General features: G+C 39.2%; 22 protein-coding genes. 15 read left to right on the forward strand and 7 right to left on the reverse strand.

Features of this window, described 5'->3' with window-relative positions:
* Positions 1 to 28 precede the first annotated feature (28 nt).
* From fliY to G558_RS0105175, 13 genes are read left to right on the forward strand one after another with little or no spacing between them, the layout of a single operon-like run.
* Positions 29 to 1120, forward strand: a complete 1092-nt coding sequence (gene fliY, locus G558_RS0105115) for a flagellar motor switch phosphatase FliY (RefSeq protein ID WP_028829220.1) — start codon at positions 29 to 31, stop codon at positions 1118 to 1120.
* Positions 1121 to 1137: 17 nt separating this feature from the next.
* Positions 1138 to 1494: a FliO/MopB family protein gene (locus G558_RS12420; RefSeq protein WP_156888513.1), complete on the forward strand. Its 357-nt coding sequence runs from the start codon at positions 1138 to 1140 to the stop codon at positions 1492 to 1494.
* Positions 1495 to 1511: 17 nt separating this feature from the next.
* Complete coding sequence (fliP, locus tag G558_RS0105125) at positions 1512 to 2168, forward strand: flagellar type III secretion system pore protein FliP (RefSeq protein ID WP_028829221.1); 657 nt, start codon at positions 1512 to 1514, stop codon at positions 2166 to 2168.
* Between the two features lie 15 nt (positions 2169 to 2183).
* On the forward strand, positions 2184 to 2444 hold the full coding sequence (gene fliQ / locus G558_RS0105130; protein ID WP_028829222.1) for a flagellar biosynthesis protein FliQ: 261 nt from the start codon (positions 2184 to 2186) through the stop codon (positions 2442 to 2444).
* Positions 2445 to 2470: 26 nt separating this feature from the next.
* Positions 2471 to 3232: a flagellar biosynthetic protein FliR gene (locus tag G558_RS0105135; protein ID WP_028829223.1), complete on the forward strand. Its 762-nt coding sequence runs from the start codon at positions 2471 to 2473 to the stop codon at positions 3230 to 3232.
* Between the two features lie 37 nt (positions 3233 to 3269).
* Positions 3270 to 4334 (forward strand): flagellar biosynthesis protein FlhB, encoded by a 1065-nt coding sequence (flhB, locus tag G558_RS0105140; RefSeq protein ID WP_242825205.1) that lies wholly within the window; start codon positions 3270 to 3272, stop codon positions 4332 to 4334.
* A 39-nt stretch (positions 4335 to 4373) separates the two neighbouring features.
* Positions 4374 to 6437, forward strand: coding sequence for a flagellar biosynthesis protein FlhA (flhA, locus tag G558_RS0105145; RefSeq protein WP_028829225.1), 2064 nt, complete (start codon positions 4374 to 4376; stop codon positions 6435 to 6437).
* Positions 6438 to 6464: 27 nt separating this feature from the next.
* On the forward strand, positions 6465 to 7238 hold the full coding sequence (locus G558_RS0105150; RefSeq protein ID WP_028829226.1) for a sigma-70 family RNA polymerase sigma factor: 774 nt from the start codon (positions 6465 to 6467) through the stop codon (positions 7236 to 7238).
* 18 nt (positions 7239 to 7256) lie between these two features.
* Positions 7257 to 8003 carry a flagellar hook-basal body protein gene (locus G558_RS0105155; protein WP_028829227.1) on the forward strand — a complete coding sequence of 249 codons (747 nt, stop codon included), beginning with the start codon at positions 7257 to 7259 and terminating at the stop codon, positions 8001 to 8003.
* 12 nt (positions 8004 to 8015) lie between these two features.
* Entirely contained in the window at positions 8016 to 8735 is a 720-nt protein-coding gene (locus tag G558_RS0105160) for a flagellar hook-basal body protein (protein ID WP_028829228.1), read from the forward strand.
* Between the two features lie 24 nt (positions 8736 to 8759).
* Positions 8760 to 9389 (forward strand): chemotaxis protein CheC, encoded by a 630-nt coding sequence (locus tag G558_RS0105165; protein WP_028829229.1) that lies wholly within the window; start codon positions 8760 to 8762, stop codon positions 9387 to 9389.
* A complete protein-coding gene (locus tag G558_RS0105170) occupies positions 9379 to 9861 on the forward strand; it encodes a chemotaxis protein CheD (protein WP_028829230.1) in 483 nt (160 codons plus the stop codon). Before G558_RS0105165 ends, G558_RS0105170 begins: the two co-directional genes overlap by 11 nt.
* A gap of 30 nt (positions 9862 to 9891) precedes the next feature.
* Positions 9892 to 10851 carry a chemotaxis protein gene (locus tag G558_RS0105175; RefSeq protein WP_028829231.1) on the forward strand — a complete coding sequence of 320 codons (960 nt, stop codon included), beginning with the start codon at positions 9892 to 9894 and terminating at the stop codon, positions 10849 to 10851.
* A gap of 69 nt (positions 10852 to 10920) precedes the next feature.
* Here G558_RS0105175 and G558_RS0105180 read toward each other — a convergent pair whose 3' ends face one another.
* From G558_RS0105180 to G558_RS0105190, 3 genes are all read right to left on the reverse strand, one after another.
* A complete protein-coding gene (locus G558_RS0105180) occupies positions 10921 to 12279 on the reverse strand; it encodes an ATP-binding protein (RefSeq protein WP_028829232.1) in 1359 nt (452 codons plus the stop codon).
* 209 nt (positions 12280 to 12488) lie between these two features.
* Positions 12489 to 13181, reverse strand: a complete 693-nt coding sequence (locus G558_RS0105185; RefSeq protein WP_028829233.1) for a late competence development ComFB family protein — start codon at positions 13179 to 13181, stop codon at positions 12489 to 12491.
* Positions 13182 to 13210: 29 nt separating this feature from the next.
* Positions 13211 to 13969: a ParA family protein gene (locus G558_RS0105190; protein WP_028829234.1), complete on the reverse strand. Its 759-nt coding sequence runs from the start codon at positions 13967 to 13969 to the stop codon at positions 13211 to 13213.
* A gap of 184 nt (positions 13970 to 14153) precedes the next feature.
* Here G558_RS0105190 and G558_RS0105195 point away from each other — a divergent pair, with 184 nt between their 5' ends.
* Positions 14154 to 14525 carry a flagellar export chaperone FliS gene (locus tag G558_RS0105195; RefSeq protein ID WP_036931622.1) on the forward strand — a complete coding sequence of 124 codons (372 nt, stop codon included), beginning with the start codon at positions 14154 to 14156 and terminating at the stop codon, positions 14523 to 14525.
* A gap of 72 nt (positions 14526 to 14597) precedes the next feature.
* Here the strand turns inward: G558_RS0105195 and G558_RS0105200 are convergent, their stop codons facing one another.
* Positions 14598 to 15467, reverse strand: a complete 870-nt coding sequence (locus tag G558_RS0105200; RefSeq protein WP_028829236.1) for a C39 family peptidase — start codon at positions 15465 to 15467, stop codon at positions 14598 to 14600.
* A gap of 179 nt (positions 15468 to 15646) precedes the next feature.
* Between G558_RS0105200 and G558_RS0105205 the strand changes: the two genes are divergently transcribed.
* On the forward strand, positions 15647 to 16327 hold the full coding sequence (locus G558_RS0105205) for a cell division ATP-binding protein FtsE (RefSeq protein ID WP_036931624.1): 681 nt from the start codon (positions 15647 to 15649) through the stop codon (positions 16325 to 16327).
* A gap of 96 nt (positions 16328 to 16423) precedes the next feature.
* On the opposite strand, the gene G558_RS0105210 is transcribed toward G558_RS0105205, so the two are convergent.
* The 3 genes from G558_RS0105210 to G558_RS0105220 all read right to left on the reverse strand — a co-directional run bounded on the left by G558_RS0105210 (position 16424) and on the right by G558_RS0105220 (position 20196).
* Positions 16424 to 18430, reverse strand: coding sequence for a methyl-accepting chemotaxis protein (locus G558_RS0105210; RefSeq protein ID WP_028829238.1), 2007 nt, complete (start codon positions 18428 to 18430; stop codon positions 16424 to 16426).
* Between the two features lie 82 nt (positions 18431 to 18512).
* A complete protein-coding gene (locus G558_RS0105215; protein WP_028829239.1) occupies positions 18513 to 18788 on the reverse strand; it encodes an EscU/YscU/HrcU family type III secretion system export apparatus switch protein in 276 nt (91 codons plus the stop codon).
* Positions 18775 to 20196, reverse strand: coding sequence for a hypothetical protein (locus tag G558_RS0105220; protein WP_028829240.1), 1422 nt, complete (start codon positions 20194 to 20196; stop codon positions 18775 to 18777). Before G558_RS0105220 ends, G558_RS0105215 begins: the two co-directional genes overlap by 14 nt.
* Positions 20197 to 20284 lie beyond the last annotated feature (88 nt).

Consider the following 20284-nt stretch of genomic DNA (forward strand, 5'->3'; position numbering starts at 1 on the left):
GCAGAAATATTAAAAGCAGGAGGATAAGATGAGCCATGATAAGTTAAATCCTATAGAGATAGATGCAATAGGAGAAATAATAAACATAAGTTTGGGAGCCTCAGCGACAGCCGTGGCTACAATGCTTGACAGAAGAGTCGATATAACAACTCCAAATGTCAAGGTGGTTACCTTTGATGAATTCGAATTTAAGAGACTCGAACCAGCTATAGGAGTTGAAATAACCTACACTCACGGACTTTCAGGAAACAATGTCATGATAATCAAGAAGATGGATGTCAAGACAATAGTAGAGATTCTGATGGGGAGTGAAATTCCAGACGAAGAATTTGAGATGAATGAGCTTTATGTGAGCGCCATATGCGAGGTAATGAACCAGATGATGGGAGCTTCGGCTACTGCCATGTCTGAGTTCATAGGAGAAACAGTAAACATAACTACTCCCACATCTTTTGAGATAGAAAACTCGCAACAGTTTAAGGAAAAGTATTTTGAACCAGATGCTAATTTTGTAAGCATAGAATTCAGTCTTTCAATAGAAAATTCCATAAAGTGTGAATTTGTAAACCTTATGCCTATACCACTGGTTAAGATGCTGGTATCTCGGATGATACCAGATCAGTCAATGCTTGAAGACCCAGCACCAGTAGCTCCGCCGCAGGCAGCAATGCCGCAGACTCCAGCCGCACAACCGCAGGAAGCTCCTGTACAGCAGGAAGCTCCACCGACTCCGCCGCCGCAGCCACAGGTACCTCAGTATGAACAACCGGCAGCCGCGCAGAGGCAGGAACAGCCAACGGCAGCACCTCAGCCTAACAGAACAATAGACGTAAAGCCAATACCGGCCGAGTCGTTTGCATCAAAAGATCCATCCAAAGAACTTGCAAAAGACAATCTGGAGCTTCTTATGGACGTACCTCTTGAAATTTCAGTTGAAATAGGACGAACAAGGAAACTGGTTAAGGAGATTGTAGAATTTACGCAAGGATCGCTCATAGTCCTGGACAAGTTGGCAGGAGACCAGGTAGAAATCTATGCAAACGAAAGATGTATAGCAAGAGGAGATGTCGTTGTAGTAAATGACAACTTTGGAGTCAGGATAACAGAAATAGTAAAATAGTAAAATGATGTAAGGAAGTGAATGATATTTTAGGAGAAACTTCATCGATGCTGGTTACCATGCTTATGCTGGCAGGGATACTATATCTCGCGTACAGAGTCAGCAAGTATGTGGGAACAGTCGCAGTAAGGCAGAGCCAGTCAAAATATATTAAGATTGCAGATATGATGTCTCTTGGTCAGGACAAGGCAATGGCAGTAACTCAGGTAGGAAACAGGATTTTCCTTGTAGGAATAACCTCAGGGGCTATGACCAATCTTGCAGAGCTTTCCCCTGAAGATCTTACAGAACTTGAGTTACAGACTCTGGATATGCCGGATATAAAGGAAAAATTTGCAGACATAATCAAAAAGGTAAAGAATAAGAAAGAATAGAGATTGAGGTATTATAAATGGGACAGGCACTGATAAATATTAATGGAGATGGAGCGCAGACACTGGAAATACTGTTTCTTATGACGACCTTGTCGCTGCTTCCTTCAATTATGGTAATGATGACTTCGTTTACCAGAATCATAATCATACTTTCTTTTTTAAGAAATGCCATGGGAGTGCAGCAGTTGCCTCCAAACATGGTACTTATAGGAATATCAGTATTTTTGACATTTTTTATAATGTCACCTGTGATAGATGATATAAGCCTTAATGCCTATACCCCCTACAAAAACCAGGAGATAAGTCAGGAACAAGCTATAGAAAGGGCTCAGGTCCCTCTTCGAGATTTTATGCTTAGACAGACTGAAACCGGTACTCTCAATATGTATGCTGAGTTTGCAGGACAAGAGCTTAATGAAAATGTTGCTGAAATACCTATGAAAATAGTAGTTCCAGCCTTCATGACAACCGAGCTGAAAAGAGCTTTTGTCATAGGCTTCCTGCTCTTTATACCATTTATGCTGATAGACCTGATTGTGGCAAGTACTCTTATGTCCATGGGTATGATGATGCTTCCACCGGCCATGATATCGCTGCCTTTCAAGATTTTGTTATTCATAACAATAGACGGATGGAATCTGCTTTTCAGCACTATAATAAAAGGTTTTAATTAAAGAAGGAGATAAAGGATGACTAATTCAGAAGCATTGATGCTCATGCAGTCGGCTCTCATAGTGGCCACAAAACTTGCGGCTCCTATACTTCTCATAAGTATGGCGGTAGGGGTAGTTATATCTATCATTCAGGCGGCAACGCAGATACATGAGCAGACTATAACATTTGTACCAAAGCTCATCCTTATATCCATGATACTTCTTCTTACAGGTGGAACCATGCTTGAGATGATGCAGGATTTCTGTTACGAGATTTTTGAAATGATGCTCAGATAAATGGATAATTTAAACCGGGAGGCATTATGATAAATCAGGAACAGTTAATCCTCTGGACATTCATATTGACCAGATGCACAGGTGTGATACTGCTTAACCCTATACTTGGAAGACGGAATATCCCAGGCATTGTAAGATCGGGATTCATTATGGCGCTGACCCTGCTGGTGTTCACATATCAGCCCCAGCAGATTATAGAGATAAGAGGTTTTGCCCACTATGGTCTACTTTTGATAAAAGAGCTGGCAGTTGGATTTATACTTGGGTATATAGTCCAGCTGTTCACATATATATCGCTTTATGCAGGCGGAATAATAGACTACCAGATGGGACTTTCTATGGCAACTATATATGATGCGCAGAGTAACTCGTCTATTCCGCTTACAGGAACAGTTTTCAACACACTTTTCATACTCATATTCTTTGCAGCGGACGGGCATCTGGCCCTCCTTAGGATATTCATGGATTCGAGCCTGGCAGTGCCTTATGGTCAGATTGCACTCAGCCCTGACATGGCGCTTTACGTAATAAGTGTATTCACTGCATGTACTACACTTGCTATTCAGCTGGCATTTCCTATAATGGCCATAGAATTTTTTGCTGAGGTGGGGGTAGGGATACTTATGAAAGCTATACCACAGATAAATGTATTTGTAGTAAACATACAGGCAAAGATATTAATAGGAATGATTGTCCTGGTGTTTATGTTCTCGCCTATGGGAGATTTTGTAAATAATGTTTTGTCAATTATGACAGACACGCTAAGAAGCGTTATTGGATTAATGTAAGGCATGATTAATTTGATGCAACAAAGGATGTGAGATTTTGGCAGGTGAAAAGACCGAAACAGCCACCCCCAAGAAGCGTAAGGACGAACGTAAAAAGGGTAATGTATTTGTCAGCAAGGATGTTTCAGCGCTTATATCCATATTGACTATATTTTATTCGGCAAAACTTTTGTTTCCTGGGATATACAGAAACCTCAAGGCTTTTATGCTGCTCCATCTGGACTATGCATCTACAAAGACAGACATAACAGACTCCTTCATATCTCAGATAGCTATGGGAGCCATTCAGACATTTGCAGCAGCGGCAATACCCTTAATAATGATAGCTATGATTACAGGAGTAGTAGTTACGCTTGTTCAGACCAGACTTCTTTTTTCAATGGACAGCCTCAAGCCCAAATTCAGCAGGCTAAACCCTCTTGAAGGGATAAAAAAAATAATATCACTAAAGAGTACCGTGGAAGTAATCAAAGGCAGCATAAAAATAACAGTTCTGTTATACATACTGTATAACTTCATAAAAAATCGATTCGTAGACCTTAGCAGGACTATGACAATGGGAATAATGGCATCTTCTGTTTTTATGCTTGAATCAGTCATTCAAATGGTATTCAACATAAGCATGGCCTTCGCGGCAATATCAGCTCTTGACTACGCCTACCAGTGGTGGGACTATGAGAGACAGATTAAGATGTCAAAACACGACATAAAAGAAGAATACAAACAGATGGAGGGTAATCCTCAGGTAAAAGGTAAAATAAAGGAAATACAAAGAAAAATGGCAATGTCTCGCATGATGCAAGAAGTACCTTCGGCAGACATTGTAATAAAAAACCCTACACACTTTGCGGTAGCCCTCAAATATGATATAGAAAAAGATGGGGCACCAATACTTGTTGCAAAAGGTCAAGATGAGCTGGCAATGAGAATAATAAAAACCGCAGAGAAAAACAGTGTACCTGTAATCGAAAACAAGCCGCTTGCCAGAAGTATCTTCAGCCAGACAAAGCTGAACAGCGAAATCCCGCAGGAGCATTATGCGGAAATCGCAGAGATACTGGTATACATCTATAAGCTTAACAACAAAGAGATGAAACTTTAGGACAAGCCTTAACATAAACAGTAGTGGAGAAAAAACAGAATGAAAATACTTTTAGATAATGCTGTATCGCTTTTTGTAATAATAATAGTACTGCTTCTAATAATACCTCTTAGTCCTTTTATTTTGGACGTAATGTTTATAATGAACATAGCCCTTTCGCTTATAATACTCATGATAAGCATGAACATATCTGAATCACTTGAATTTTCCATATTTCCATCACTCCTTCTTATAACTACGCTTTTCAGGCTGGGGCTCAACATATCCTCAACCAGACTCATACTTACAAAGCAGGGAGAAGCAGGAGCTGTAATAAAGGCATTTGGAGTATTCGTGCTCCAGGGAAATGTAGTTGTAGGATTCATAATATTTATTATAATAGTGCTTGTTCAGTTTATAGTAATAACCAAGGGAGCGGAGAGAGTTGCGGAGGTAGCAGCAAGATTTACACTTGATGCTATGCCAGGAAAGCAGATGGCCATAGATGCAGACCTCAGCTCAGGACTTATAAACGAAAGTGAAGCAAAAGAAAGACGATACAAGATTCAAAAAGAAGCAGATTTTTATGGAGCCATGGACGGTGCCACCAAGATAGTAAAAGGTGATGCAGTAATGTCTATAATCATAACTCTGATAAACTTTATAGCAGGAACCATAATAGGAATCGTCCAGTCCAATATGGCCTTTGCAGATGTTCTGACTATGTATTCGATCGCTACTATAGGTGATGGACTGGTATCTCAGATACCAGCGCTGCTGATATCGGTAGCTACAGGAATGATAGTTACAAGAGCAGTATCAGAAGGAAGTCTTAATACAGACGTTACAAAACAGTTCCTTGCACAGCCCAATGCACTTATGGCAACAGGAGGACTCCTTGCCATTCTTGCGGCAGTTCCAGGTATGCCCCATATACAGCTTGGACTTATAGCAGCGATGCTTCTGGGACTTGGTTACAACAGCTCCAGGACTATAAAAAAGAATATGCTGGCGATGGAAATGGGAGCAGAAGAAGAGCTGGGAGCAATGGCTGAGGCAGAAGATGAAAACGATTACTACAAAGATGCAAATAACATATATCAGCTTCTTAATGTCGAACCAATAGAGATGGAATTTGGCTACAGCCTTATACCTCTTATAGACGAAGAGAGTGGTGGAAATCTCATAAACAGGATAGTAATATTTCGCAGACAATACGCCCAGGAAATGGGATTTGTAGTTCCATCCATAAGACTCAGAGATAGTTCAAATATCAGCACCAACCAATATACAATAAAGATAAAAGGCGAAGAAATAGCAAAAGGAGAACTGCTTGTAGATTACTACCTTGCACTTGAACCTTCAAAACCATCAGGTCAAGTAGACGGAATAGAAACCATCGAGCCTGCATATGGAATCCCAAGTAAATGGATCACAGCAGACAAAAAAGAACTTGCAGAGATATATGGATATACGGTTATAGACCCGCTTTCAGTAATGCTGACCCACCTTTCAGAAACTATAAAAAGACATACTCATGAGCTTCTTGGAAGAGCAGAAGTAATGCAGATAATAGAAAACACAAAACAGCAGATGCCAGAACTCGTAGAAGAAGCATTTCCAAATATAATAAGCTACGCCAACTTTCAAAAGATTCTTGCAAACCTTCTAAAAGAGGGAGTTCCAATAAAAGACACAGGTACCATACTGGAAAGTATAATAGACACATCCGCGACGACCAGAGATATAGATACTATAACAGAAAACATAAGGATATCTCTAAAACGGACTATAACAAGGAGATTCTGTGAAAATGGTCAGCTAAGAGTAATAACTCTGGATGCAGATCTGGAAAAGACAATAGTAAACAGTCTTACACGCAGCGAACAGGGAATTTACCTGGCGCTCAATCCTGACACAATGCAGAATATAATAGTCCAGCTTTCTGAACAGATGAAGATATTCAGCGATCTTTCACAGAGACCAGTGATACTTACAAGTCACGTAATAAGGGTTTATTTTTACAGACTTATTGAACAATTTTATCCAAATATCTATGTACTCTCTTTCAATGAGATAGCCAACAATGTACAAATACAATCTATTGGAAACGTGAGCGCATGATGATTTGTTATTAATCAGGAGTAGATGATGACTTTTAGCAAAGATGTGGAATCAAAAACAAGTGAAGAGCTGCTTTTTGAGTATAAACAAAATAAAGACCATATGATAAAGCAAGAGATTGTTATGAGGTACGTTCCCATGGTCAGGGTAATAGCCCTTAGCATGAAAGAAGTCTATTTAGGCTTTGCCCATACAGATGACATAGTAAATGAGGGTGTAATAGCCCTTATGAAAGCTATTGACAAATACGATGAAGAAAAAAATGCAAAATTTGACACCTATATAAACAAAAGGATAAAAGGACTCATAATAGACATGGCCAGAAAGCAGGACTGGGTGCCAAGGAGCATAAGAAAGTCAGCAAAAGAACTGAGTGAAGCTGTAAACAGGCTTTACACAGAGCTTGGAAGAATGCCAGAAGATGAAGAAATAGCGCAGCATCTAAATCTTACGCCGGAACAATACAAAGAGAAGGTGTCAAAAAGTAATTTTTTTGGTATACTCTCATTAGAGGTAATTACAGACGAAAACGGCGAAACCAGAAAAACTGCAAAACTGCCTTCAGACGATATAAAAAATACACCAGAGCATATACTGATAAATAACGAAGTAGACGAAGAACTCAGAAAAGGAATTGAGGTACTAAGAGAAAGAGAGCGCCAGGTAATAACCATGTATTACCACAAAAATCTCAATATGAGAGAGATAGCCCAAAGACTGGGTATAAGCGAGCCGAGAGTCTCTCAGATACACGCCAGCGCACTTAAAAAACTGAGAATAGAAATGAACAAATTTATGTAGTAGAAAAAGAGGGGTGCTATGCAGCAGGGATTTTATAATCTGACCTCATCTATGATAACTCAAAGTAGAAATCTGGATGTAGTAAGTAACAATATAAGCAACGTGTCCACACCAGGATACAAAAAAGACACCATGATTGCGACAACATTCAAAGAGGAAATGCTGTCAAGGACAGGTAATACAGACAGAAGCAAGTCTACAGACTTAAATACCACATCAAAAATATTAACTGCAAAAGAAACTGTAACCGACTATTCACAAGGGGCCTTTGAAGAAACGGAAAATCCTCTCAACGTAGCACTTAGTAAAAATGGTTTTTTTGAAATACAGACGCAAAATGGGAGCATATATACTCGAAACGGAGGATTCATAACTGATGATCAGGGATACCTCAGCCTTCCTGGTGCAGGAAGAGTCATGGGAACATCAGGACAGATACAGCTTGAATCAGACAATGTGAGAATAGATTCTGCAGGAGGGATTTATGATACATATGGGAGTTTTGTAGACACTATAAAAGTAGTAGATTTTGAAAATTATGACCAGCTCAACAAAAATCAGGATGGACATATAAGGACTGGAGCCCAGCCTGTTGTAAAAGATGGGGGAATAGTACAAAAAGCCCTTGAAAGATCCAATGTATCCATGATGAAAGAAATGACAACCATGATGACAAGCCAAAGAGCAATACAAAGCGCATCTCAGATACTAAAGATGTATGACCAGATGATGGCAAAATCTACAACAGAAATAGGAAGAGTATAGAGGAGGCATCAAATGAGAGCATCTTTTTACACAGCAGCAACAGGAGCTGGGGCCCATCAGTCAAAGCTGGACGTCATAGGAAATAACATGGCAAACATAAATACAGATGGGTACAAGAGTAAATCAGCAGTATTTTCAGATCTCATATATAATAATATAAACGAAGCCCAGGAGTCTCCAGGCCTAAGATCAGGCACAGGTACAAAAATCCAGGGGACTGACATAAACCATGAAAATGGAAATCAGGTGCAGACCGGGAATCCGCTTGATTTTGCAATAACAGGACAAGGGTATTTTGCGGTTCAAAATCCTCAGACACAGGAAATATTTTACACACGCGATGGAAGTTTTGCAATGTCTCAGCCATACGATTTTGATGGACAGACATTTGACCTTGTGACAAAAGAAGGTTATTATGTACTTGACTCATACGATCAGCCCCTCCAGATCACAGACGCAAATGAAGACTTGGATCTTGGAGTCTTTACATTTCCCATATCTAATGGGATGCAGAGCATTGAAAATGCGAGATTTCTTCCCGTAGAAAAAAATGGTCAGCCCCAGATGATAACGCAGGAGAGCCAGCTGGAGAGAGGCTATGTAGAGGCCTCAAATGTGGATCTTGCAAAAGAGATGGCAAAAATAATAGAGACTCAAAGAGCCTACCAGTTTTCAATCAAGATGATACAGACATCAGATGAAATAGAAGGAATTATAAATTCACTAAGATAAGGCGTTTAACGCAGGGGGAAGCTATTGAAGATAACTAACTATGAACAGATAGATACTATGGGCTTGGATGCTCTCAAAGAGATTGGAAGCATAGGTCTGGGAAATGCAGCGACTGCGCTGGCATCCTTACTTTCTAGAAAAATACAGATGACACAGCCAGATGTATCTATAATGGGATACAATGATGCGGTATACAAACTTGGAGGACCTGAAAAAATAGTAGTAGGAGTACTGACAAGAATAACAGGAGACATATGCGGGCTTATGCTCTATATACAGGATCTGAATTTTATAAATATAATGCTCAAGAACCTGCTTTCAGAAGATATTACAGATTATGATCAGCTTGGAGATATGGAGATGTCGGCACTTGTTGAAATAGGCAATATCATAATATCGTCTTACATAAATTCTCTGACAAGTCTTGCAGATATAAGCGTAAAACTTTCTGTGCCTGGGGCATCCACAAATATGCTCGGCGGGATAATGACAGTTCCTATGATAGAATTTGGATATGAGACGGATAAAATAATGATGATTGGAGGTAGTCTTATCTGCGATAATCAGGAGATAGGCGGCAATCTGATATTGGTACCAGAGATAGAATCACTTAACAAACTGTTTGAGAAATTGGGTATTAAAAATGGACAATAAAAATATAGTAGGTATAGCAGATATGAAAATTGCAAGAGCAGAAGGCGTACTTATAACATATGCCCTGGGCTCGTGCGTTGGAGTTTGCCTCTATGATCCGATCATAAAACTCGGTGGCATGGTACATATAATGCTCCCAGAAGCACTTTCAACAGGAAGCAATAACGTGTTTAAATATGCGGATACTGGAATAAGAGAAACCATAAGAAAAATGGAAGTATTTGGAGCAAGAAAAGACAGAATGGTATGCAAAATCGCCGGAGGAGCAAAGATGTTCGAGGTCCAGGCCACTGGACCACTGGGCAACATAGGAGAGAGAAATACCATAAGTGTAAAAGAAATACTCAAATCCGAACGCATAAGACTCCTCAAAGAAGATACGGGGTCAAACTGTGCCAGGACCCTTTCTTTTGACGTAAGCACTGGAATGGCAAAAATAAAAGTATTTGGAAAGACTGACTTGATATTTTAGATATACAAAAAAACTTGGAGAGGTGAACTTATGAACAATACAAACAGAGGGAAAAGCGAAATATTACTTGAATCGGGAACAAATGAAATTGAGATTATGGAGTTTACTATAGAAGATGAGCTATACGGAATAAACGTAGCCAAGGTCAAAGAAATAATGATGGCCAGTAAAGTAAAGCCTGTTCCCCACTCACATCCGGCGGTAGAAGGAATCTTTAAGCCAAGAGACAAGGTCTATACAGTAGTAGATCTTCCAATGTACCTTACAGGAAAAGAAAGTCAAAAACAAGACAAAGATATATTTATAATTACAAATTTTAACAAACTCTACATGGCATTCAGGGTACACACAGTAGTTGGTATAAGCAGAGTGTCGTGGAAGGCCATACAAAAACCAGACAAGACCCTCAACAGAGGAGAAGAAGGCATAGCGACAGGAATTGCCCAGTGCGGAGATGAACTGGTAACTATACTCGACTTTGAAAAAATAGTGTCTGATATATCGCCAGAAACTGGAATACAGCTTGATTCCATAGTTAAAATGGGAAACAGAGCAAGAAATGATGTACCCATACTTCTTGCGGAAGACTCAGTACTGCTTTCAAAGATGATAACAGAAGCCCTTTCAAGGGTCGGATACACAAATATATTAAGATTCAACAATGGAGAAGAAGCGTGGAATTACCTTGAAAGAATGAAAGCAAATACTGCAGACAAACACATGGAAGAAATAGGACTTATAATAACAGACATAGAAATGCCAAAGATGGATGGGCACAGACTTACAAAACTTGTCAAAGAAGACAGAGAACTAAGACGCATACCCCTTGTAATATTCTCATCACTGATAAATGAAGAAATGAGAATAAAAGGAAAGAGTCTTGGAGCAGACGAGCAGCTCAGCAAGCCAGAAATAGGCCACCTTGTGGAGATAATAGATATGCTTATCGCAAGATCCAAACAAGCCAAGGCAGTAGAAAGAGAAAGCTAAACCCAGATTCAGATCGAAATCTAAATCACAAGAAAATGGAGCCTCGAAAGGGCTCCTTATTTATTGCAGCTATTTACTATTTTCTGCTATCTGTTCCAGTGCCATTCCTATTATTCGGTCTGAATGGTCTGCCATGAATAAAGGTATGTTGAGCAGATCATCATCGAGCCTGAGGTTGCTGAGTGAAAACCTCACTCTCAGCTTTACTTTTTCACCGTATTTTTCCTTGTATTTCCTAAGGCTTCTGCTCTCTACATTATCCTCTGATTTTACCTCTACTGGGAAAATGTCATTTTCTCTCTGTATTATAAAGTCAACCTCATAATTTGGATTATCCGTGGTCCAGTAGCGAGGCGTTGCTTCAAACTGGCTCTGCAGTGCCTGTAGAACATAGTTTTCGCTTAATGCGCCCTTGAACTCCACGAACAGCCTGTTTCCTTCGCCAAATGCTGAAGGTGCGAGCTTGGAAAATCTTCGCAGAAGACCTACATCCATCATATACAGTTTAAAAGCCGAAAGATCATCATATGCCGAAATAGGAAGTCCTGGAGCACTGCTTCGATATATTTTATGTGAGAGGCCGGCATCACACAGCCATTGCAGAGAATCTTCGTATTCTCTTGCCCTTGCTCCCTCTTTGACTACCTTGTAAATGAACTTCTTATTTTCCTTTGCCAGCTGAGAGGGTATTGACTTCCATATGAGAGATATTTTAGGAAATTCTCTTGGTTCTGTGTGTTTGGCGAAATCGAGTTCGTAGGCATCAAGGATATTTGACTGCACCTTCTGCATAAGCTCCACGTCACGCTCCTGTGTCCAGGCTCTCACTGATTCAGGCATTCCACCTGTCACAAAATACATTTTGAGCTTTTCATACAGTGGATTGAAAAATGCGTCAGGGACAGGCTCAAGCTTTTCTATGCTGTCCATATAGGCAGCCAGATTGCCATCTCCATTGGCCATAAGAAATTCAACAAAGGTCATGGGCCTCACTTCAAGAAAGTCTACTTTCCCAACTGGAAAAGATGCAGGTTTTGAGAGCGCTATCCCCAGCAGAGACCCTGCACACGCAACGTGATAATGCGGCGTGTTTTCGCAGAAATATTTCAGAGTATTAAGCGCATTCGGGCACTCCTGAATTTCGTCAAATACAATAAGTGTGTCCTGCGGTGCTTCATAGTTTATCACTTCTTTGCTTGCCATCATCAGATTCTGCAGTATACGATCAACATCCTTGGTACTCTCAAAAAACTGTTTGTATTCAGGATGCTCGTCAAAGTTGAAGTATGCCATGTTTTTGTAATGATGCTCTGCAAACTCCTTCAGAAGCCATGTCTTACCTACCTGGCGAGCTCCTTTCAGAATAAGCGGTTTTCTGTACTTCGAGTTTTTCCATTCAACAAGTTTTTTCATAATCAGCCTCTTCATAAGACATCCCCCTTTCTTAAAATCACATTATTATAGATATTTTATGCATAAAAATCACATATTTTTATTATAATTATAGTCTGTTTATTTATTCAAGTCAACGAAATCACATTTTAATACATAAAAAAGTGTATAAAATCACACTTCTATACACTTTTTGTGGCATAAGGACTTTCCTAGCCATGATATGAAGTTTTAAAAATGACATTCTATTCATGATGCGGTTTTTCTTTCACGAGCATGCATGCTTTTATAAGTTCGGTTGATATGATAGCGGTATTTTTAGTCTCGTAAAAACTTACCATTGGAAATATAGAGTCCTTGTCGGTAACAACTATCTTTGTAGGAAGATTGGTAAGTGCAAGTGCAAAAGTATCTACTATACATCTGTCACACATGCACATGTCAAATTTACGCATATAATCGAGGACCTTGTCTTGAATAATTCTTTCATATACATTTATATATTTGAAATCCAGATCCAACATAGAGTTTAAATCCTTGCGGTCGTGAAAATGGAGTTTTTGTGACTGTTCAAGCTTTTGAGCAAGCGTGGTTCTTTCCTGGACGGGATTATTGTTTATTGCAGGTATGGAAGCTGTTTCTTTTGCGGCAAGCTCTGCGGCTGCAGTATTATCTATGGCAGGCTCACTGTTTATGCCTTTGGCAGGCTCACTTTTTGTAACTTGGGCAGCCTCCTCAGTTTCCAGGGCATCTTTTAGAAAATCAGAAAGCGGATCATGATCATGAGTAAGGATTTTCACAACAGGAGAATTTCCTTTTACATTGTCCACACCAGGGACTTCTTTTTTAGTTTCGACAGTATCATCTTTTGTTTCTTCAGACCCAGAACCCGCTATAAGGTTGAGTACATGTGTAGTCTTGTTGCTTTTTCTAGCCATTTTATTCTTACCCCCTGAAAAAAATCAAATTAAAGTTTGGATAAAAGCTCATCGACAAAGCTGTTGTAATCCGCCGCCGGATTGGAATTAGGTGCATATTCAAATATGCTTATGCCGTGAGCAGGAGATTCAGCAACGACTACAGCTGGCCTTATCTTGGATTCAAGCACAAGGGTATCGAGCTGAGATGCGATTTTTTCAGACATTTCAAGTACTTCTCGGGCAAGTATGGTGCGCCCATTATATTTTGTAAGGAGTATACCAAGAATGCTCAGTTTTGAGTTATAAAATTTCTGTACGGCAAGAAAGGTTTCCTTTATTTGAGAAACGCCCAGCAGACTAAGTATCTCAGGTACCATAGGTATTATAAGATAATCAGATGCCACGTAGGCATTTACAGTAAGTACGTTGAGTGAAGGGGGCGTATCTATGATTATAAAATCATAGTGGTCATGCAACTGCGCCAGTACATTTTTGAGAAGATACTCCCTGCCAAACTGATTAAATTCGATTTCCGCACCACTTAGAAGTATATTTGAGGGTATTATATCACAATGCTCACCGTGAAAAATAGCTTCTTTTATAGTGTTTTGCCCTTTAAAAACATCGTAGATTGAAATGTGGTTCTCTATATCTACTCCAAAATAAAAACCAAGATTTCCCTGAGGATCCAGGTCAATACCCAAAACCTTGTAGTCTCTCATTGCGAGACCAGATATCAGGGCGCTTGATGAGGTGGTTTTTCCGACACCACCTTTTTGATTTGTAAAAGTAATAACCTTAGCCATAATATATCCCCATTTCACACAAATTATATAAATTAGAATCAAAACTATTAACAAAAGCGCACAGTCTGTCGAATATACTTATATAAGAGTAATTATACTCATAATGTTTAAAATTACATATAAAGTGTTTTCGACATAATATGTTAAAAACATAATAATAAAATAAAAAAGGATGGCAATTAATATGCAATATGGACATGAACAATACAAAGAGCAATCTATAAACACAATGACCAAAGGAGAACAGCTTGTCCTTCTCTTTGACGAGGTAGTAAAAAATCTGAAAAAATCAGAAATTGCTATAGAAATTAAAAATTATGAGCTTCTTGATGAATCCATACAAAAGTCTATGGACATAGTCAGGTACCTTATCAGCATACTAGACAGGAGCATCCCTATAAGTGATGAGCTTTATAGAATGTATGACTTTTTTCTTTACGAATTCAACCGTATAAAATCGGGAAGAAAAACCCAGGTAGTTGAAGAAGTAAAAGAGCTTGTAATTGAAATGAGAGACGCATTCAAAGAAGCTGACAAGATAGCCTCCAAAAAATAAAAATCGAATCAACAATAATAACAATAATAGCATCCAAAGCAGCAGTAGGAATACAGCTGCTTTTTTTATGTTCTACATTCCAGCCAGCCCCTGTATGAGCCAAAATGGGCCCCCACTTCCAGCGCTGTATTTTGCCTGGCTCAGTATGGTTTCTATATCCCAGCTTTTCTGGGAGTTTGCAAGGCTGTTAGAGTCAGCGATTATGACCTTACCGTCTTTATCAAGACCGGCAAGGACTATAAAATGTCCTGTAGAATTTGTGAACAGTCCTTTTTTTGTAAGTACAGCAAAAAAATTCCCTTTTTCAAGTTCAGATATTATGGCATCTGGTGAATAGTCATAAAAACCAGAAGACTTTATCGAAAAATGCGCAAGGCCATCTGTCATTATGGCGTGATTTGAGCCCGCTGAAGGAGAGTAGAGTCCCTTTGGGTACATTAGCTCTGCAACTTTATAGGGGTTGGTATCAATGCCTGTCAGAGTGTTTGCTATCATTGCCACAGAAGCAGGGCCACATCCATATATGTCTATAGAATCCCCAGCCTTAACCCCCATATCCTTCCACCTTGGGTCATGCTGGCTCATATAAACAAAATTGCCATTTATCATGAAGTCATAAAGTCCCGAACTGGAAACATCATTTTCTGAATCAGAATATAGATTTTCATAAAGTTCATCTTCTTCATCTTTATCTTCTGGTCTTATTTCTTCTGCAAATACATAAAATCTGGATTTTATATTTTCGGCAGAATCCGCTGCTCCAGATGCAAGTTTTATGGTGTTTTGCTGTATAGAATCATAGGTTTTATTTACAAAGCTTAAATCTATGTCAGCATCATAATGAACATTAAACACAGAAGCTATAAGGACAAAGCTTATAGAAAATACTATTGAAAAAGGAGATAAAAATCTGAAAAGCGATGATATCTTTAGTTTTCTCAAATTTCCTCCTTTTATCTTAACTAAAATTAATTTTACATATTAGAATATTATACCACTAAAATAATGCCCAATCAATAATATAGGGCAGTTGAAATGAAAAAATAAAGAGTATATAATAAGGATAAGAATATTAAAGATAGTAAACAAGTATTTCAATTGATATCAGCGGGGTTGAGTTAATGGGTTTTATAGAATTCAAAGGTGTAAGCAAGGCATATGAAAATGGGCATACAGCTCTTCTTAATTTAAGTGTTTCTGTAGACAGGGGAGAGTTTTTGTTCATAGTTGGGGAAAATGGGTCAGGAAAGAGCACCCTTTTGGAACTGCTTATATCGGTATTCAGGCCCGACTGGGGACAAATAATAGTAGATGGTCAGGATATATCTGAGCTGACAAGAGATGAAATCCCATACTACAGAAGGAGTTTTGGTATAATATCGCCAAGGGTGCCTCTGGTGTCAGAGCTTGATGTTTTTCACAATGTATCTCTTCCACTAAACATAAGGGCTACAAAGAAAAAGCATATAAAACAGGCTGTTGATCTGGCTCTTGGAGCGGTAGGAATGAAAGACAAAGTGGACTCCAATATAGGGGACTTATCAGGTGGAGAACAGATAAAAATAATGATTGCAAGAGCTATAATAACTGATCCAGCCATACTTATAGCAGATGAGCCTACTGCAAACCTGAGCACAGATGATGCTTGGGATATATTAAATCTGATTGAACATATAAACTACAGTGGAACGACTGTAATTATGGCCACCCACCAAAAAAAACTGGTAGATTTGTCAAGAAAAAGAGTAATAAGGCTTAAAAAAGGCAAACTGGTATCAGATGTAAAAAGAGGAAAATATTAGGCTGAAAAAAAGAATACACAAAATGTTTTACACTACCTTTTCTGCTAATTAAAAAAACCTGCGACCTTGTGCCTGGCCGCAGGTTTTTTCTTGTTTTTATTTATTTGGAAGTACGAATTTCTTTGCAATCATCTCAAGCGTAGAAGCAAGACTTGACAACTGTTCACTTGCGGCAGAGCTTTCTTCGGCTGCTGCGGAGTTACTGTGAACTACTGCGCTTATTTCATCTACAGAGCTTCTTATATGGGCTATCTGCTCAGCTTCTTCGAGTGCGGCCGTAGATATGCTTTGTACCATTGCGGTACTTTCATCAACGGAAGTTATAACTTCTGAAAGCGCCTCTTGTGTTTCACTGGCTATGTCTGTTCCATCTTTTACTGCTCGGATAGAATTTTCAATAAGGGCCGTAGTGTTTTTGGCAGCTTCAGAAGATTTGGTTGCAAGATTTCTTACCTCGTCAGCAACTACTGCAAATCCTTTTCCAGCGCTTCCTGCTCTGGCAGCTTCTACCGCGGCATTGAGGGCAAGAATGTTGGTCTGAAATGCTATATCTTCTATAGTTTTTATTATCTTTCCAATTTCAAGAGATTCGCTGCTTATACGGCTCATTGCATTCATCATCTGCTCCATCTGTTCATTACTGTTGGATACAGCGTGGCCTACTGCAGCTATCTGTGAGTTTAGGACTGTAGAATGCTCAGCACTTAGATTTATATTTTCAGAAATATCATTCATGTTAATGGCAAGGTTTTGTATTGAACTAGATTGCTCGCTTGACCCATTTGCAAGTTGCTGGGCTCCGTTTGCAATCTCCATAGATCCAGATGCAAGCTGTGATGATATAGAAGTAATGTCTCCTATTACATCAGAGAAAGCGAAAACTGTTTTTTCAAGAGACTCTTTTAGTCTGTAGAATTCACCGCTGTAATCCTGCTCAAGGTCTATATCCAGATTTCCCTGTGCAAAACTGTCCAGTGAATTGGAGATTTCGTCTATATAAAGAATGTAGGTACGAAGCTTTGTTACAAGGACTGCCATACCTCTTGCCAGTTCTCCAACTTCGTCTTGTGAATCAGTATGGATATCTACATCGTAATTTCCTTTCACAAGCTCATTAGTAACCGCAGTAAGCTTCTTGAGTGGATTTGTGATTCTTCCTGAGAGGATTACAAGGGCTCCTATCATAAGGATAAGTGAGAGTATGTTTATAGTTAATATTTTGGCTGTTATGCTATTTACTTTTGCAGTGAGTTCACTTGCGGGCTGACTTGATAGTATACCCCAGCCAGTGTCTCCTATAGGCATATAGCATCCTACAGCGGCATTTCCACGATCGTCATATTCTTTTATAGCTGTTTCCTGGCTTACTATATTATTTTGAATTTCAGCATCCAGGCCTATCTCGCCCACAGACTTCATTATCATGGCGCTGTCTTGATGAGAAAGCACGGCCTGACCTCTTGTAATAAGGATGGCAAACCCATTTTCGCCAATTACATGCTGCTGGGACATAGCATTAAGGGCTGTTATGTTTATATCAAGACCTGTAATGCCGACGATTTTTCCTGAGGGATCATATACAGGTGCAGTAACTGCAACAACCATGTTTCCAGTTATTATATCTGTGTATGGTTCAGATATTATAGTTTTTCTTGTTTCTCCATCTTTGAACCAGTATTCCTTTTCTTCAAGGAAATAGTCATCTCCAGATATATAGGTTCCTCCGTCTATAACTACACTTGGATCAAGGTCTGCCACATAGGCTGAAACTATGTTTTCCTTGTCGCCTTCCTGAGAAGATTTAAGCATGGCTTTTACATTTGCAAAATGTGAAGACTCTCGTATGTCATCGCTTCCAGAGGTTTCGATTAATAGGTTTTTGACATTTATATCGTGAGCCATCTGCAAAACTGAAGACTGATAGTGGGATAGATAGTTTTCGGATTTGTTTGCAAGGAGCTCAGTCTCAATTTTTGCAAGCTGCTGATTGCTTTCCTCAAACAGGTTACCTGTGGTCACGTAGGTAAAGAGGCTCGAGACAAGCATTACTGCTGCAAGCGTACCGCCGATTACCACCAGTATCCGGGATCTTATGCTTTTCATAAAATGTTTCCTTTCATGCACAAAAATAATAAAATAAAAAATTACTTAAAATATGCCTAGTCTAATTCTACACAAGAGTATGTTATTTATCAACTGAATAATTTAGAAAGTATACATATATGTCTACAATGGTCTTGTAAAGCTCTTCGGGTATTTCTGAACCCAGCTCAAGCTGAGTCAGCATGGTAGCAAGAGAGTTATCTTCATATACGGCCACATTGTTGTTATTTGCTATCTCTACTATCTTTTCAGCCATATATCCCATCCCTGAGGCAACTATGACAGGAGAGTGACCTGTAGTCTCATCATAGGTAAGGGCGACCGCTTTTTTTGTGGATACATTTTTATATTGAGACATTTATATTGTTTCTCCTTTCCATTATCTTTGGGAATACCTCGCTTACGCTCAGGCGTTTGATTGATTTTGATACGCTAAGTGACTTGGGTTCGAGGCCGTTACCGTGTATGATTTCTGAAAGTTTTTTCTGGATTTCTCTTTGAGCGCCTTGAATTTTTTCGGGATAAAAAAGCTGGACATCCAGGGATTTTCCCTGCAGGTGAACTATCATGTCAAAAAAACCCAGGTTTTCTATGTCAAATTTAAGGAGCATTTTGATCGCGCGACTTTCTTCATGGCCTTGCTGTGAGCTTTTGTCATCAGGATCTGCCCAAATTTCAGAGAACATAAACTTTCCTGCAAACTCAACTGGTATAAGGACGTGCAAAAGCGGCATGTAGACACTGGAATTTATGAGCATAGACTGGAGGAGGTTTTGAAATACCATCTTGTTTTCATAACCGGCCTCGCCTGAGAGGCCCTTGCTTATTATATTTAAAAGCATGTCAGCGTCTGGCATTTTGGAGACAGCTTTGTCCTCAACCATCTTTTCAAAAAGAGCTGCGAGCGAGGCATCCTCAATCATGCCCAGTCTGTTTCTGAAAGTGTTGAATCCGCTCAGAGCCTTGAGAGACGCAAGTGCATCCTGGAGACTGGAGTTCTCGTATCTGGCTATATCCAGGGTAAGACTTGTAACAAAACCTCGGACAGGTCCAAAATCGTGATATCTGGAAATGTATTTTGCAATCCTTGGGACGATTTCTTCTTTAAGAAGAGCTGTATTGGCCGCATTATCGCCAGGCGCTGCATTAATATTAAGGGATTTTATTAGAGCCTCAAGCTCTTGAGTCTCACTTTTTGGCATGGAGCTCAGGATGTTGCCAAGATTTTGTGATATATTTGCGAGCAGCCGTCCCGATGAGGTAAGGTCGTTGTATTTTTTCAAAAACACAAGAATAGCATTTTTGAATTCACTCGAAGCATCAGATGCCATAAAATCTCTTAGTATTCCAAAAAACATATTCTTAAATCCGGCGGCATTTTCAAGATGATTCTTCAAAAAAGAAGCAAATTCAGCCTCATTCATCTTGAGCATATCCATGTACTGGGATATTTCAGCTGCAAAACCCTGGCTTATCCCTGATGTAACCAAATTTTCCATGCGTCCAAAAAACATTCCCGGGAGTATGTTCATTATATCTGGGGAATTTTTCAGAGTCTGGATAAATTTTCCAAAATTAGATTCATAGCTTGGGGCAAGCCCGTTTTTGGATGTATCTTCAAAATCGCTGCGATTGTCACTTCTTGTAACCTTGGAAGGATCGACGATGTTTTTTACGTTTGTATTTCCTATCTGGGTAGGATTTCCCCTTGGGGAATTCTCGTAGGATTGAGATGGTGGGGTAGTAACTTTTAAAATATTAGCCATTTTTTCACCTTTACAATTAAAAACTATTAATAAAATCAAATATTTTCCGATATAATATATATAGCATGTTTAAAAAATCATAAAATAC

Source organism: Proteocatella sphenisci DSM 23131, assembly GCF_000423525.1.
GTDB classification, from domain to species: domain Bacteria; phylum Bacillota; class Clostridia; order Peptostreptococcales; family Filifactoraceae; genus Proteocatella; species Proteocatella sphenisci.

Coding starts and splice junctions, on each gene's coding strand:
- G558_RS0105185 (WP_028829233.1), bottom strand. CDS start 13,181: ATGGCTAGAAAAAGCAACAAGACTACACATGTACTCAACCTTATAGCG.
- G558_RS0105205 (WP_036931624.1), top strand. CDS start 15,647: ATGGGTTTTATAGAATTCAAAGGTGTAAGCAAGGCATATGAAAATGGG.
- fliY (WP_028829220.1), top strand. CDS start 29: ATGAGCCATGATAAGTTAAATCCTATAGAGATAGATGCAATAGGAGAA.
- G558_RS0105160 (WP_028829228.1), top strand. CDS start 8,016: ATGAGAGCATCTTTTTACACAGCAGCAACAGGAGCTGGGGCCCATCAG.
- G558_RS0105210 (WP_028829238.1), bottom strand. CDS start 18,430: ATGAAAAGCATAAGATCCCGGATACTGGTGGTAATCGGCGGTACGCTT.
- G558_RS0105180 (WP_028829232.1), bottom strand. CDS start 12,279: ATGAAGAGGCTGATTATGAAAAAACTTGTTGAATGGAAAAACTCGAAG.
- G558_RS0105190 (WP_028829234.1), bottom strand. CDS start 13,969: ATGGCTAAGGTTATTACTTTTACAAATCAAAAAGGTGGTGTCGGAAAA.
- flhA (WP_028829225.1), top strand. CDS start 4,374: ATGAAAATACTTTTAGATAATGCTGTATCGCTTTTTGTAATAATAATA.
- G558_RS0105215 (WP_028829239.1), bottom strand. CDS start 18,788: ATGTCTCAATATAAAAATGTATCCACAAAAAAAGCGGTCGCCCTTACC.
- fliP (WP_028829221.1), top strand. CDS start 1,512: ATGGGACAGGCACTGATAAATATTAATGGAGATGGAGCGCAGACACTG.
- G558_RS0105170 (WP_028829230.1), top strand. CDS start 9,379: ATGGACAATAAAAATATAGTAGGTATAGCAGATATGAAAATTGCAAGA.
- G558_RS0105155 (WP_028829227.1), top strand. CDS start 7,257: ATGCAGCAGGGATTTTATAATCTGACCTCATCTATGATAACTCAAAGT.
- G558_RS0105195 (WP_036931622.1), top strand. CDS start 14,154: ATGCAATATGGACATGAACAATACAAAGAGCAATCTATAAACACAATG.
- G558_RS0105220 (WP_028829240.1), bottom strand. CDS start 20,196: ATGGCTAATATTTTAAAAGTTACTACCCCACCATCTCAATCCTACGAG.
- G558_RS0105175 (WP_028829231.1), top strand. CDS start 9,892: ATGAACAATACAAACAGAGGGAAAAGCGAAATATTACTTGAATCGGGA.
- fliQ (WP_028829222.1), top strand. CDS start 2,184: ATGACTAATTCAGAAGCATTGATGCTCATGCAGTCGGCTCTCATAGTG.
- G558_RS0105135 (WP_028829223.1), top strand. CDS start 2,471: ATGATAAATCAGGAACAGTTAATCCTCTGGACATTCATATTGACCAGA.
- G558_RS0105150 (WP_028829226.1), top strand. CDS start 6,465: ATGACTTTTAGCAAAGATGTGGAATCAAAAACAAGTGAAGAGCTGCTT.